Source organism: Bradyrhizobium sp. USDA 4501, from assembly GCF_054062115.1.
Genome location: NZ_JBSSEX010000001.1, coordinates 6762397 through 6777718, shown reverse-complemented (window position 1 = coordinate 6777718; position 15322 = coordinate 6762397). Strand labels below are relative to the sequence as shown.

Annotated in this window: 7 protein-coding genes; 5 read left to right on the top strand and 2 right to left on the bottom strand. The window is 65.6% G+C overall.

The window, feature by feature from the left end:
• Positions 1-111: 111 nt before the first annotated feature.
• Both ACVWZM_RS31170 and malQ read right to left on the bottom strand, forming a co-directional pair.
• Positions 112-1920 carry a glycoside hydrolase family 15 protein gene (locus ACVWZM_RS31170; RefSeq protein WP_076823940.1) on the bottom strand — a complete coding sequence of 603 codons (1809 nt, stop codon included), beginning with the start codon at positions 1918-1920 and terminating at the stop codon, positions 112-114.
• A 15-nt stretch (positions 1921-1935) separates the two neighbouring features.
• Positions 1936-3885 (bottom strand): 4-alpha-glucanotransferase, encoded by a 1950-nt coding sequence (gene malQ / locus ACVWZM_RS31165; RefSeq protein WP_076823938.1) that lies wholly within the window; start codon positions 3883-3885, stop codon positions 1936-1938.
• 203 nt (positions 3886-4088) lie between these two features.
• Here malQ and ACVWZM_RS31160 point away from each other — a divergent pair, with 203 nt between their 5' ends.
• The 5 genes from ACVWZM_RS31160 to treZ are packed head-to-tail and all read left to right on the top strand — an operon-like array spanning position 4089 to position 15322.
• Positions 4089-6038 (top strand): alpha-1,4-glucan--maltose-1-phosphate maltosyltransferase, encoded by a 1950-nt coding sequence (locus tag ACVWZM_RS31160; protein ID WP_076823936.1) that lies wholly within the window; start codon positions 4089-4091, stop codon positions 6036-6038.
• 10 nt (positions 6039-6048) lie between these two features.
• Positions 6049-9354: a maltose alpha-D-glucosyltransferase gene (gene treS, locus ACVWZM_RS31155; protein WP_076823934.1), complete on the top strand. Its 3306-nt coding sequence runs from the start codon at positions 6049-6051 to the stop codon at positions 9352-9354.
• Positions 9351-11498 (top strand): 1,4-alpha-glucan branching protein GlgB, encoded by a 2148-nt coding sequence (gene glgB / locus ACVWZM_RS31150; RefSeq protein WP_076823932.1) that lies wholly within the window; start codon positions 9351-9353, stop codon positions 11496-11498. Before treS ends, glgB begins: the two co-directional genes overlap by 4 nt.
• 3 nt (positions 11499-11501) lie before the next feature.
• Positions 11502-13574, top strand: coding sequence for a glycogen debranching protein GlgX (gene glgX / locus ACVWZM_RS31145; RefSeq protein ID WP_076823929.1), 2073 nt, complete (start codon positions 11502-11504; stop codon positions 13572-13574).
• The gene (treZ, locus tag ACVWZM_RS31140) at positions 13571-15322 is read left to right on the top strand and encodes a malto-oligosyltrehalose trehalohydrolase (RefSeq protein ID WP_076823927.1); all 1752 of its coding nucleotides are present in this window, start codon (positions 13571-13573) and stop codon (positions 15320-15322) included. Before glgX ends, treZ begins: the two co-directional genes overlap by 4 nt.

Sequence of the window (15322 nt, the reverse complement as noted above, 5' to 3'; positions counted from 1 at the left end):
GAGTGCCGCAGCTGCCGGCTCCTTTGCATGGGGTTGTTTTCGATATTTTGGCAGCGCGGACCTGCGGCGGTCCCGCAAGCGGAAGATGGAGGGCGGCATCGCCGCGGTGGTTTAAGTCGAACGCTGCACCGCAGGCTTCTCGGCGTCGGCCCTGGCGGCGCTGAGATTGTGCGCGGTGTTGATCAACGCGATATGGGTCAGCGCCTGCGGGAAATTGCCGGTCTGCCGGCCGGCGCCGGAATCGAACTCCTCCGCCAGCAATCCGAGATCGTTGGCGACCGCGACGACGCGGTCGAACATGGTCTGCGCCTTGTCGACATCTCCCGCCAGCACATGAGCGTCGGCAAGCCACAGGCTGCAGGCCAGGAACGCGCCCTCGATCGGCTGGACCTCATCGGACACCTCGCGCGGATCGTGCCGCAGCACGAAGCCGTCGCGCATCATGTGCCGTTCGACCGCGTCGATCGTGCCGCGGATGCGCGGATCGCCCGACGGCAGGAAGCCGACCGACGGCAGCAGCAGCAGGCTGGCGTCGAGCAACTTTGAGCCATAGCTCTCGACGAAACTGTTGAGGCCGGGATCGAAGCCGCGTTGGCAGACGTCGCGATGAATGGCCTCGCGCAGCACCCGCCATTTGACGAGTGGCCCCTTGAAGCCGAACCGCTCCGCGCTCTTGATGGCGCGGTCGAAGGCGACCCAGCACATCACCTTGGAGAACACGTAGTGTCTGGGGGTGCCACGGCGTTCCCAGATGCCGTGATCCGGCTGATCCCAGACATCGGCGAGATGGGTGACGACGGTGCATTCGAGCGACCAGTTCTCTTCGTCGAGCTTCAGCTTGGCCATGCGGGACTGATGGAAGGCGTCGATCAGCTCGCCATAGACGTCGAGCTGAAGTTGCGCATGCGCGGCGTTGCCGGCGCGTACCGGCTGCGCCCCTTCATAGCCGGACAGCCACCCTGCCTCCCATTCCAAGAGGCGTCGCTGGCCCAGGATGCCGTACATGATCTGCATGTTGGCCGGCGCGCCGGCTGCGGCCCGCAGCAGCCAGTTGTGCCAGGCCGCCGCTTCCTCGGTGTAGCCCGAATTCATCAGGGCCAGCAGCGTAAAGGTGGCGTCGCGCAGCCAGCAGAACCGGTAGTCCCAATTGCGCGCGCCGCCGAGCTTTTCCGGCAACGACGTGGTGGGTGCCGCGACGATGCCGCCGGTCGGCCTGAAGGTCAGCGCCTTCAGCGTGATCAGCGAGCGCATCACGAGGGCGCGTTGATAGCTGCCGTCATAGGTCGAACGGCTGCACCATTCCCGCCAGTATTCCTCGGTGTCCTTCAGCGCAGCCTCAGGGTCGATCGCCTCCGGCACCGGGTGATAGGACGGTCCATAGGTCAGGACGAACGGCACGGTATCGCCCTCGCCGACCTCGAAATCGGCGATCGTGGTCAGATCCTTGCCGCGGGTTTCGACCGGTGTGCGCAGCACGGTCATGTCCTGCCCGCTGATCGCCAGAAGCCCGTCACCATCCGGATTCTTCCGCACCCAGGGGACATCGACGCCGAAGCCGAAGCGGATCACCAGCTCCATGCGCATCTTGACGCGGCCGCTGATGCCGCGAACGAGGCGGACCACATCGGAGGCGTTGCCGCGCGGCGGCATGAAGTCGATCAGCGCGACCGCGCCGCCTTCCACCTCGAACCGGGTCTCCAGGATCAGCGTATCGTCCCAGTAGCGCCGCGAGGTCTGCTTGATCTCGCCTGTGGGCGCCAGCAGCCAGCGACCGTTCCTCGACGTGCCAAGCAGCGCCGCGAAGCAGGGGTCGGAATCGAACGCCGGCCAACACAGCCAGTCGATCGAGCCGTCGCGGCCGACCAGCGCGGCGGTCTCGCAATCTCCGATCAGTCCATAGTCTTCGATACGAGAGGCCACGCGCTGCGCTCCGCGTTACCCGGTGTGCGAGCGCTCGCGGGTCGCGCGCTTGAGGGCGTCGACGTCGATCGCCGACGCGAGATGCTCGATCGAGACCGGGAGCCGCCGCTTCCAGTTCGGATGCTCGTAGACGGTGCCGGGGATGTTCGGCTGCTCGACAATGCCGAGCAGGTCCTCCATCGACACCGCCATCATCCGCGACCGCGTCCGTGCCAGGAAGCTCGCCACCGAATAGAAATCGTTCGCGTGGATGTCGTGCCGGCGCAGCACGTCGTCGAGCTGGCCGAGCGCGTGCCAGCGCCCCTCGTCGGTCTCGCCGGGATCGATCCCGAGCGCACGCTTGGTCCTGAGGTCGCTGAACGAGCGCCAGCCCGCATAGGTCGAGAGGTCGTGGGTGTTGAAGGTCACCAGCGCATTCGGCAAATAGTAGTCGGCGTTGCGGAAGACGCCCTGGTCGTCGGTCTCGAACATCATCACGAGATAGGACCAGATGCCCCAACCGTTCATCTGCTCGCGGAACCCGGGAGGTACGGTGCCGAGGTCCTCGCCGATCACGACGCAGCGGCTCGCCACGCTCTCCTGCGCGGTCGCCGCCAGCAGCGCCTCGAACGGCATCAGCACATAGGCGCCATTGGCCGGGCCGAAGCCGCGCGGTACCAGATAGAGCCGCTTCAGCCCGAACGCGTGGTCGAGCCTGATTGCGCCGGCGTGGTGCATCGAGGCGCGCAGCATCTGCCTGAACGGCTCGAACGAGCGCTGTTCAAGGCCCGCGGCGTTGAAGCCGGCAAGCCCCCAGTCCTGGCCCGCCGTGTTGAGCGGGTCCGGCGGCGCGCCGACGCCGAGATGGCGCGAGATCGCGATCTGCTCATTCCAGGCGTCGAACCCGTCCGACTGCACGCCGACGGCGACGTCGAGATAAAGCCCGACCCGCATGCCGCGCTTGTGCGCCAGCGCCTGGCAGGCGCCGAGTTGACGGTCCGCGGTCCATTGCACGAATTCGACGAACTCGACCTCGGCGGCAGAGTCGCGCGAGCGGCGCAATTTTGCACAAGCTGCATCGCTCGGCTGCCGCCATTCGTCCGGCCATTCCCACCACGGCGTGTTGAATTTGTGCCGCATCACCTCGAAGCAGGCGAAGCGCGACAGCAGCGTGCCCTGCTCGTTGCGATAGGCCTCGAAATCCTGCCAGCGGCCGAGGCCCGGGTTGGCCTTGAAGGCTGCGAATGCCGCGCGCAGCGCCGGCCATTTCTGCGCCGCGACGCCGACATAGTCGACCATGTCGTGGCTGCGGAGCGGTGCCAGCGCGGCCTTGGTCTCGGCATCGACGCGGAATTCGGGAATCTGCTCGACGTCGATGTAAAGCGCATTGAGGAACAGCCGGCTGTTCGGCGAGTACGGGCTGCAATCGCCGGGCCGATCGTCGAACAGCGCATGCAGCGGATTGAGCCCGACGCCGTCGGCGCCGAGCCGGTGGGCGAATTCGAGCAGGTGCTGCAGGTCGGTGAAGTCACCGATGCCCCAGTTGCGCGCGGACCGCACGCCGTAGAGTTGCACCGCGATCACCCAGCAGCGGTCGAACTCGCCGCCGAAGGCGCCGTGCGGCGCCACCAGCAGCGGCAGCTCCTCGCTGCCAGATGCGTCCGATAGCTGCAACCGGTGCACGCCTTCGGGCAGACCTGACGGCCACGTCACACTGCGCTCACGCGCCTCGCCCTGCGCGAGCACCCCGGTGCCATTCGCAAGCTTCCATTGCACCGGAAGCCGGGCAGCTTCCGAGAGCTGCGTTTGCGCAGCCTGGCCGCCTCTGACCACCACGGGATCGGCGATGATCCGACGGGGCGCCTGCGGCGGCAGCGCGTCGAGGATCGCCGTGAGCGCCTCGGGGGTTGTCACACGGCGGTGACCGCTGCCATCGATATACTCGGTCTGGATTCCCAGGGTCTGGGCTTTGGCGTAAAGGTCCATTCGGCACGCTGCCTGCTCGCAACGGTAGGTGGATCGTTGCTAAATTGTACAGATACGGGAAAGGGATAGTTGATGTTCAACGCTCTACCCTATCCGGCGTTCCCACCGGGAACCATTGCCCGGCGAGCGGCTTTCTATATGGGTCTGGCGCGCCTCCTTCCCGGCGCCGGGACGTCATTTGCATTTTTAATGGCGGCATCACCGTGAACAAAACCCTCCGGCCTGTCGAGAGTGCCCATGGCACTTTTCATATCACCGATGTCTATCCGTCGGTTGATGGCGGCCGCTTTCCGGTCAAGCGCATTGTGGGCGAACCTGTCGAAGTGTGGGCCGACATCTACCGTGCCGGACATGACGTGATATCGGCGGCATTGGTGTGGCGGCGCGAGGGCGACAGCGAATGGCAGGTCGCGCCGATGACGGCGCACGGCGATGACCGCTGGGGCGGCGCTTTCGTGCCCGACCGGCCCGGCCGCTACGCCTTCGCGATCGAGGCCTGGACCGATGAATTCGCCAGCTGGCGGCATCGTTTCGAGCAGAAGCCGCGCAACGGCAGCGATCATACGCTGGACGCGCTCGAGGGCGCGGGCATGCTGACCCAGGCGCAGGCCGGCAGCCCGGCGGCGGCCGCCGTCATCATCAGGCAGTGCGAAATCTTTCTGCAGACCGGCGAACCAGGTGCGCTGCTCGCGCCCGAATTGCGGGAGGCGATGGCCGGCAGCCAATTTCGCCGCGATCTGATGCGATCGCAGCTCTACCCGCTGACCGCGGACCGCCCGCGGGCGCGCAGCGGCGCATGGTACCAGATGTTTCCGCGCAGCCAGGGCAAGACACCGGGCATGCATGCAACCTTCAACGACTGCATCGCGCGGCTTCCCGACATCGCCGCGATGGGCTTTGACGTCGTCCTGCTCGCGCCGATCCACCCGATCGGCCGGCAGCACCGCAAGGGCCGCAACAATGCCGCGATCGCACAGGCGGGCGATCCCGGCAGCCCCTATGCGATCGGCGCAGCCGAGGGCGGCCACGACGCCGTGCATCCGGAACTCGGCACGCTCGACGGCTTCCGCGCCTTCGTGGCGGCAAGCCAGGCGCATGGCCTCGAGGTCGCGCTCGATTTCGCCGTGCAGTGCTCCCCCGATCATCCCTGGCTGAACAAACATCCAGAGTGGTTCAAGCGGCGCCCGGACGGATCGATGCGCACGGCAGAGCATCCCCCGCAGCGCTGGGACGATGTCGTCAACCCGGATTTCGGGTCCGAGAATGCCGCTGCGCTGTGGCGCGCGCTGCGCGACGTCGTGCTGTTCTGGGTCGAACAGGGCGTCAGGATCTTCCGGGTCGACAATCCGCACACCAAGCCGCTGGCGTTCTGGGAGTGGCTGATCCGCGAGGTGCGGGACCGCGACGCGGACGTGCTGTTCCTTGCGGAAGCCTTCGCGCGCCCGAAACTGATGAAGGGCCTCGCCAAGCTCGGCTTCACACAGTCCTACAGCTATTTCACCTGGCGGACGCAGCGCTTCGAGCTCGAACAATATCTCGGCGAGTTGACCTCCTATCCCGAGCGTGACTTCTTTCGGCCGAATTTCTTCGTCAACACACCGGACATCCTGCCCTTCCACCTGCAAAGCGGCGAATCCTGGATGTTCAAGTCGCGTCTCGCGCTGGCCGCGACGCTTTCAAGCAGCTATGGCATCTACAGCGGCTTCGAATTGCTCGAGCACACGCCGGTCCCCGGCCGCGAGGAATATCTCAACTCCGAGAAGTACGAGATCAGGGTTCGCAACTGGGAGCAGCCGGGGAACATCAAGCCCTATATCGCAGCTCTCAACCGGATCAGACGCGGCAATCCGGCCCTGCAACAATTCGCAAATTTGCGCTTTATCAGTGTCGATGACGGTGGCGTGATCGGCTTCATCAAGGAGGCCGTCGATCAGGGCAATGTGATCGCGGCCGTGATTGCATTATCAGCCGAGTTGCGTGAGGTCTGGCTGCCGCTCGGCGACGTCATGGTCGGCCGTGGCGATGCCCGCCGCCCCGTCTCGGCAGTGGAAGACCTTGTCACCGGAGAGCGCCACGCGCTCGAATGGGGAGGCATCCGTCTACGTATAGATCCTGCGCGCGATCCCGCGTTGCTGCTGCGCTGTGTCGCCTGAAGGAGCCCTCATGAACGTATTCTCCTCCGTCAATACCCAGGAGAAGGTCGCAACCGAGACTGCGGACCAGCTGTGGTACAAGGACGCGATCATTTACCAGCTGCATGTCAAGGCATTTGCCGACAGCAACAATGACGGCATCGGCGACTTCGCGGGGCTGACGGAGAAACTCGGCTATCTGCAGGAGCTCGGCGTCACCGCGCTGTGGCTGTTGCCGTTCTATCCCTCGCCCGGCCGCGACGACGGCTACGACATCGGCGACTACGGCGACATCAATCCCGATTTCGGGACGATGAAGGACTTCAAGCGCTTCATCCAGGAGGCCAAGAAGCGCGGCCTGCGCGTCATCACCGAGCTCGTCGTCAACCACACCTCGGACCAGCATGCGTGGTTCAAGCGCGCGCGCCGCAGCCCGCCGAATTCGAGCGCGCGCAGCTGGTACGTCTGGAGCGACACCGACCAGAAATACCTCGATACAAGGATCATCTTTACCGATACGGAGAAGTCGAACTGGACCTGGGATCCGGAGGCCGGCCAGTTCTACTGGCACCGCTTCTTCTCGCACCAGCCGGACCTGAATTTCGACAATCCGCGCGTGGTGCGCGCCATCGTGCAGGTGATGAAGCGCTGGCTCGACACCGGCGTCGACGGTTTCCGGCTCGACGCCATTCCCTATCTGTGCGAGCGCGACGGCACCAACAACGAGAACCTGCCGGAGACGCATGCCATCATCAAGCGGCTGCGCCAGGAGCTCGACGCCTATGCCAAGGGCAAGATCCTGCTGGCCGAAGCCAATCAATGGCCGGAGGACGTGCAGGAATATTTCGGCCATGGCGACGAATGCCACATGGCCTATCACTTCCCGCTGATGCCGCGCATCTACATGGCGATCGCCCAGGAAGACCGCTTTCCGATCACCGACATCCTGCGGCAGACGCCCGACATTCCCGCCGCTGCGCAGTGGGCGCTGTTCCTGCGCAATCACGACGAGCTGACGCTGGAAATGGTCACCGACGTCGAGCGCGACTATCTGTGGTCGACGTACGCCAACGATCCGCGCGCCCGCATCAATGTCGGCATCCGCCGCCGCCTTGCGCCGCTGATGGACAACGACCGGCGCAAGATCGAGCTGATGAACTCACTGCTGCTGTCGTTCCCGGGCACGCCGATCATCTATTACGGCGACGAGATCGGCATGGGCGACAACATCTATCTCGGCGACCGCAACGGCGTGCGGACGCCAATGCAGTGGTCGCCGGACCGCAACGGCGGCTTCTCGCGCGCCGACCCGGCGCGGCTCTACGCGCCGATGATCATGGACCCGGTCTACGGCTATGAATCCGTCAATGTCGAGGCGCAGTCACGCAGCCTGTCGTCGCTGCTGTCGGCGACCAAGCGGCTGATCGCGGTACGCAAGTCGACGCTTGCCTTCGGGCGCGGCACCATGACCTTCATCCGCCCGGAGAACCGCTCGGTGCTGGCCTATGTGCGCCAGTACCAGGGTGAGGCGATCCTGTGCATCGCCAATCTGTCGCGGTCGGCGCAGGCCACCGAGCTCGACCTCTCCGCCTTCAAGGACCGCATTCCGCTCGAGATGCTCGGCCGCACGCGCTTCCCGGCTATCGGCGAGCTGCCCTACATGATCACGCTCGCGCCGTACGGCTTCTACTGGTTCCAGCTGCAGGAGCGCGACAAGTCCGAGCCGGTGACGCCGCGCGCGGTGCCGGAATTCGAGACGCTGGTGGTGCCGCTGAATTCGACCTGGATGTCACTGGCGCGCACCCGCGGCGTGTTCGAGCACGACGTGCTGCCCGGTCATCTCGCCCGCACGCGCTGGTATCCGGAACGATCGGCGAGCGCGATCCAGCCGGTGCTGGTCTCCGCGATCCCGTTCTGCGACATCGGCGACAACCGGCCGTGGCTCGCCTTCTTCGAGACCACGCAGCGCGGCACCACCAGCCGCTACGTGCTGCCGATGCAGATCGAGTGGGTGCGCTTCGACCGCGAGCGCTACAACCCGCGCGCCTTCGCCGCGATACGCCAGGGCGCGCGCGAGGGCACGCTGCTCGACGTTGCCACCGACCAGATCTTCACCGGCTTGTTCCTGCGCAACCTGCGGGAAAACCTCACGGTCGACGAAGGCGAGCAAGGCCTCAAGCTCGAATTCCGGCCGACCAGCCGCTTCTCCGACCGGCCGGTGCGGCAGCCCGAGCGTATCCGGGTGTTCGAGAACGACCAGCCGCATTCGACCGCGCTGGTCGACAACGAATATGTCACCAAGATCTATCGCAAGCTCGAGGTCGGCATCAATCCGGAGATCGAGATGGGCCGCTTCCTCACCGAGGTGGTCAACTTTCCGAACACCCCTGCCTTGCTCGGCACCGCCGAGCTGATCGAGGGCGACAAGCGCAGCGCCATCGCCGTCCTGCATGCGATGGTCGTCAACCAGGGCGACCTCTGGACCATCGCAGGCGCACACCTCGACCGCCTGGTCGAACGGCAGCGCCTGCTGACGGTGAGCGAGCACCCCGTGGAGAACGGCGACCAGGCGACCTTTCTGCGCCACATGTCGCATAGCGGAAAGCGGCTGGCCGAGCTGCATCTGGCGCTCGCCAGCAACCGCGACCTGCCGGACTTCGCGCCCGAGCCGACCAAGCCCGACGACCTGCAGCGCTGGGCCGACGAGATCATGGCGCGGGCCGAGCGCGTGTTCGATACGCTGAAGCAGCGGCGCGGCTCGCTGAGAGAGGCCGACCGGCTGCTGGCCGATCAGTTGCAGGCCCAGCACGACACGCTGCCGGAGCGGCTCAAGGCGCTGCTGCCGCGCGAAACCGACGGGTTCAATATCCGCCATCACGGCGACCTGCATCTCGGTCAGTTGCTGGTGGTCAAGGACGACGTCTTCATCATCGATTTCGACGGCGGACCGGGCCGCACCATCGCCGAGCGGCGGCGCAAGGCACCGCCGGCGCGCGACGTCGCCGGCCTGATCCGTTCGATCGACTATGCGGCGACCGCCGCGCTGGAACGCACGCTCAAGGTCTCCCCCGACGAGAGCGGCCGGCTGAGCCTCGCCTTGGCCGAATGGCGCGACCAGGCCGCGGATACCCTGCTGGCGGCCTATCGCGAGACGGTGGCCGGCCAGCGGCTGTGGCCCGCCGACGCCAAGACGGCCGACCGCCTGCTCAGTTTTTTCCTGCTTGAGAAAGCCTTCTATGAGATCGAGTATGAGCTGGCCAACCGGCCGGATTGGCTGCGGGTGCCGCTCACCGGCCTGCTGAGGATCCTGGCGCAACAGCCGCATGAGGTTGCATGAGCAAACTGCCCGCCGAGGCCTATGCCATCATCGAGGGCCGCCACTCCGACCCCTTCCACTATCTCGGGCTTCACCCAGAGGGGGACCGCAACGTCGTGCGCGCCTTCCTGCCCGATGCCAGCAATGTCGAGGCGATCGGCGAGCATGGCGAGACCGCACAGCTGGCGCGAATCCATGACGCCGGCCTGTTCGCAGGCCCCCTGCCGAACGGCTCGACGCGCTACCAGCTCCGCGCCCGTTTCGGCGACAACGTCGTCGAGCTGGAGGATGCCTACCGCTTTCCGCCGATCCTGAGCGATTTCGATCTCTATCTGCTCGGCGAAGGCACCCATCAGCGCGTCTACGATACGCTCGGCGCGCATCCGATGACGCTCGACGGCGTCGACGGCATCGGCTTCGTGGTGCTGGCGCCGAATGCGCGGCGGGTCAGCGTGGTCGGCGACTTCAATTTCTGGGACGGACGGCGGCATCCGATGCGCGTGCGCGGCCCAGGCTACTGGGAACTGTTCATCCCGCGTGCAAGGATCGGCGACCACTACAAGTTCGAGATCATCGGGCGCAACGGCCAGCATTTGCCGCTGAAGTCCGATCCCCTGGCGTTCGCCGCCGAGGTGCGCCCGAAGACCGCCTCGATCGTGATCGACGAACGCAAGATCCCGCATCCGCGCCCGGCGCCGGATCGCGTCAACGCGCTGAACTCGCCGATGTCGATCTACGAGGTCCATCTCGGGTCGTGGCGGCGCAAGGGCCGCAACGAGTGGCTGACCTATCGCGAGATGGCGGAGCAGCTGCCGGCCTATGCCAGCGACATGGGCTTTACCCATGTCGAATTCCTGCCGATATCAGAGCATCCGTTCGACGGCTCCTGGGGCTACCAGCCGACCGGCATGTTCGCACCGACCAGCCGCTTCGGCTCGCCGGACGATTTCGCCGCGCTGATCGACGCCTGCCACGGCGCAGGGCTCGCCGTGCTGCTCGACTGGGTGCCCGGGCATTTCCCCGACGATCCGCACGGGCTCGGCAATTTCGACGGCACCGCGCTCTACGAGCACGCCAATCCGCTGCAGGGCCGTCACCTCGATTGGGGTACGCTGATCTACAATTACGGGCGCACCGAGATCACCAACTTCCTGGTGTCGAACGCGCTGTTCTGGCTTGATCGCTACGGCATCGACGGGCTGCGCGTCGATGCCGTCGCCTCCATGCTCTATCTCGACTACAGCCGTCCCGCCGGTGGCTGGATTCCGAACAAATATGGCGGCCGGGAGAACATCGAGGCGATCGACTTCCTGCGCCGCTTCAACACCGAATTGTTCGCGCATTTTCCGCAGGCGACGACGGCGGCGGAAGAATCCACCGCATGGCCGCAGGTGTCGCGTCCCGTCGAGTATGGCGGGCTCGGCTTCGGCTACAAGTGGAACATGGGCTGGATGCACGACACGCTGAAATATATCGGCAAGGATCCGATTCACCGCAAATACCATCACGGCGACATCCTGTTCGGCCTGCACTACGCCTTCTCGGAGAATTTCATCCTGCCGCTGTCCCACGACGAGGTGGTACACGGCAAGCGCTCGATCCTCGGCCGCATGCCCGGCGACGACTGGCAGCGCTTTGCCAATCTGCGCGCCTATTACAGCTTCATGTTCGGCCACCCTGGCAAGAAGCTGATGTTCATGGGCTGCGAGTTCGGCCAGGAACGCGAGTGGAATCACGACTACTCGATCGATTGGCATCTGCTGCAACAGCCGAGGCACAGCGGCATCCAGAACCTGGTCCGCGACCTCAACCGGCTCTATCGCGCGCTGCCGGCGCTGCACGAGCTCGACTGCGACCAGGCCGGCTTCGAATGGGTCATCACCGACGATGCCAACAACAATGTGTTCGCCTGGATCCGCAAGGGCAATGCTGAGCGCGCACGCTGCCTCGTGGTCGCGAACTTCTCACCCAACGTCTACCGCAACTATCGCGTCCCGGTGCCGTTCGCGGGCAAGTGGCACGAGGTGTTCAACTCGGATTCCGCGCATTACGGCGGCACCAATGTCGGCAATGTCGGCGAGGTGCGCGCATCGGAGGACGCCACGCCCGAGCTGAGCCTGACCATTCCGCCGCTGGCTGCGATCTTCCTCGTACCGGAAAGCTGATTGATGCGACTGACCGGGGGTACGTCCGCACGGCTCGGTGCAAGCTGGGACGGCAGAGGCACCAATTTTGCGCTGTTCTCGGCGAACGCGGAGAAGGTGGAGCTGTGCCTGTTCGACGGCCAGGGCCGCCGCGAGCTCGAGCGGATCGAGATGCCGGAGCGCACCGAGGACGTCTGGCACTGCTATCTCAACGACGTCTCGCCGGGTCAGCTCTACGGCTATCGCGTCTACGGGCCCTACGCGCCGGAGCGCGGCCATCGCTTCAACGCCAACAAGCTGCTGCTCGACCCCTACGCCAAGCGGCTCGCCGGCCGGCTGGTATGGAGCGATGCGCATTTCGCCTACCGCACCGGCAGCGCGCGCGAGGACCTTTCGTTCGACCGGCGCGACAATGCCCGCGGCATGCCGAAGGCGGTCGTGGTCGACGAGACCTTCAACTGGGGCCGCCGCGAGATCCGGCCGCATATCCCCTGGGAAGACACCATCATCTACGAGGCCCACGTCAAGGGCCTGACGCAGAAGCGCGAGGACGTGCCGCCGAACCTGCGCGGCACCTATGGCGGCCTGTCGTCACCGGCGATGATCGACCACCTCAAGCGGCTCGGCGTCACCACCATCGAGCTGCTGCCGATCCACGGCCTGATCGACGACCGTATCCTGGTCGAGAAGAAGCTGGCGAACTACTGGGGCTACAACACCATCGCCTTCTTCGCGCCGGAGGCACGCTACGCCCAGGACAATGCGCTCGATTCCTTCCGCACCACGGTGGCGCGGCTGCACGATGCCGGCATCGAGGTGCTGCTCGACGTGGTCTACAACCACACCGCCGAGGGCAACCATATGGGCCCGACGCTGTGCTTCCGCGGCATCGACAATGCCTCCTATTACTGGCTGAACCGCGAGAACCCGCGCTTCTACGACGACTTCACCGGCTGCGGCAGCTCGGTCAACCTCACCCATCCGCGCGTGCTGCAGATGGTGATGGATTCGCTGCGCTACTGGGTCGAGGTCTGCCATGTCGACGGCTTCCGCTTCGATCTCGCCACCACCCTGGCGCGCGGGCCGAACGGGTTCGATCGCAACCACCCCTTCCTCACCGCGATCCGCCAGGACCCGGTGCTGGCGACCGCCAAGATGGTCGCTGAGCCCTGGGACCTCGGTCTCGGCGGCTACCAGGTCGGCGCGTTTCCATCGCAATGGTCGGAATGGAATGACCGCTATCGCAGCGCGATGCGGCGCTACTGGAGCGGCGAAGGCAGCCTGATCGGCGACATCTCGGGCCGCATGACCGCATCCTCGGATTTGTTTCACCACGACAACCGCGCGACCCGCGCCAGCGTCAATCACATCACGGTGCATGACGGTTTCACGCTCGCCGATCTCTTCAGCTACAACGAGAAGCACAACGAGGCCAATGGCGAGGACAATCGCGACGGCTCCAACGACAATCACAGCAACAATTGCGGCCATGAGGGCCCGACCGACGATCCCGCCATCATCGCACTGCGCCGGCAGCTGCGGAAGAATGCGCTGGCCTGCCTGCTGCTGGCACAGGGCACGCCTTTGATTCTCGCCGGCGACGAGGTCGCGAACACGCAAGGTGGCAACAACAATGCTTATTGCCAGGACAACGAGACCGGCTGGATCGGCTGGGAGAACCTCGGCACGGACGACGACGCCATCGATTTCATCGGCCACCTCACTGCGCTGCGCCAGCGCTTCGGCCAGATCCGCTGCCAGCGCTGGCTCGACGGCCGCCGCACCGACGGCAGCTACGGCGTGCTCTGGCTGACGCCGGCAGCGGAGGAGATGAAGGAATCCGACTGGAAATTCCCCGAGAGCCGATTCCTCGCCTATGTGCTGGGACCGATGGAACCAGGACAGGCGCCGATCTTTATCGTGCTCAATGCCGCACCGCAGGAGATCGTGTTCAGGATGCCGAGGATGACGGAATACAGGAGCTGGCGGCAGGTCCTGAACACGACCAAGGCGGAGCAAACGGGTGAGCAATTCGCATCCGGCGCCGATACCAGGGCACCGCCGCGCTCGGTGCTGGCATTTGCAGGCTCCACATGAACAGACAACATTTCGGCGCCGAGCTGACACCTGACGGCACGCGCTTCCGGCTCTGGGCGCCGGCGGCCAAGCGCGTCGACCTCCTGCTCGACAACCCGCATCCGCTCACGCGCGATGCCGCCGGCTGGTACGTCGCCGAGGTCCCGGGCGCGCGCGCCGGCACGCGTTACAAATTCCGCATCGATGACGAGGTCGATGTGCCGGATCCCGCCTCCGCATTCCAGCCGGACGACGTGTTCGGCCCGAGCGATGTGGTCGACCACGCCGCCTTCAAGTGGCGCGCGACGGACTGGCGCGGACGCCCCTGGCATGAGGCCGTCGTCCTCGAGGCCCATGTCGGCACCTTCACCCGAGAGGGCACCTATCGCGCCATGATCGACAAGCTCGATCATCTCGTGGCGACCGGCATCACCGCGCTCGAGCTGATGCCGCTGGCGGATTTCGCCGGGAAGCGCAACTGGGGCTATGACGGCGTGCTGTGGTACGCGCCCGACAGCGCCTACGGCCGGCCCGAGGACCTGAAGACCCTGATCGACGAAGCGCATCTGCGCGGGCTGATGGTGATGCTCGACGTGGTCTATAACCATTTCGGCCCCGAGGGGAATTATCTCGGCCGCTATGCGCCGTCCTTCTTCAGTGACGCGCACACGCCGTGGGGCAGCGCGATCGACTATCGCGTGCCCGAGGTGCGCGCGTTTGCGATCGGCAGCGTGGTGAGCTGGCTGCGCGACTATCGCTTCGACGGGCTGCGGTTCGATGCGGTTAACACCATCGTCGAAGCCGGCGAAGTCTCCGTGCTCCATGACTTCAGCAATGCCGCCGGCAAGCTCGCCACCGAGACCGGCCGCTATATCAACCTCGTGCTCGAAAACGGCGACAACATTGCAAGCCTGCTCGATGCCGCCGAGGATCCGCCGCACGGCAAATTCCGCGGCCAATGGAACGACGACTATCATCACGCCTGGCACGTGCTGCTGACCGGCGAGAACCAGGGCTATTATGGCGACTACCGGGCGCCGAAGCAGGACCTCGCACGCGCGCTGTCGTCCGGCTACATCTACCAGGGCGAAGTCTCGGAGTTCTGGGGCGGCAAGGCGCGCGGCGAGCCGAGCGGCATGCTGTCGCCGACCTGCTTCATCAACTTCCTGCAGAACCACGACCAGATCGGCAACCGGCCGCTCGGCGATCGTCTCGTCAGCATTGCCCGGCCGGGGTCGGTCGCGGCGGCGCTGGCGGTGACGCTGATCGCGCCGACCACGCCGATGCTGTTCATGGGCGAGGAATGGGGCGCGACGACGCCCTTCCCGTTCTTCTGCGATTTCGAGGGCGAGCTCGCCAATGCCGTCCGCGCCGGACGACGCAAGGAGTTCGCCTGGGCCTATGCCAAATATGGCGACGACATTCCCGACCCGCTCGCCGACGAAACGGTGCGGTCGGCCGTGCTCGACTGGGCGGCGCTCGGCCATGATCCGGCGCGCGCGCGGCTTGCGCTGGTGCGCGACCTGCTCGCCGTTCGCCGGCAGGAGATCATGCCCCGGCTCAAAGGGTGCCGTTTCGGCGATGCCATCGTGGCTGGCGACCTGTTGACGGCGCATTGGCAGATGGGCGACGGCAGCACGCTGCGGCTGACAGCCAATTTGTCCGCTCGCGACATCCCCGATGGACCGGAGCCGAAGGGAACTGCGATCTGGGGCGGCGCGTTGTCGAGCGACCTCCCCGGCTGGGCGGTGCGCTGGCACATCGGATAG

Bases quoted from the DNA above. Each gene is read 5' to 3' on its own strand.
- malQ (WP_076823938.1), bottom strand. From the start codon at position 3,885: ATGGACCTTTACGCCAAAGCCCAGACCCTGGGAATCCAGACCGAGTAT.
- treS (WP_076823934.1), top strand. From the start codon at position 6,049: ATGAACGTATTCTCCTCCGTCAATACCCAGGAGAAGGTCGCAACCGAG.
- glgB (WP_076823932.1), top strand. From the start codon at position 9,351: ATGAGCAAACTGCCCGCCGAGGCCTATGCCATCATCGAGGGCCGCCAC.
- glgX (WP_076823929.1), top strand. From the start codon at position 11,502: ATGCGACTGACCGGGGGTACGTCCGCACGGCTCGGTGCAAGCTGGGAC.
- treZ (WP_076823927.1), top strand. From the start codon at position 13,571: ATGAACAGACAACATTTCGGCGCCGAGCTGACACCTGACGGCACGCGC.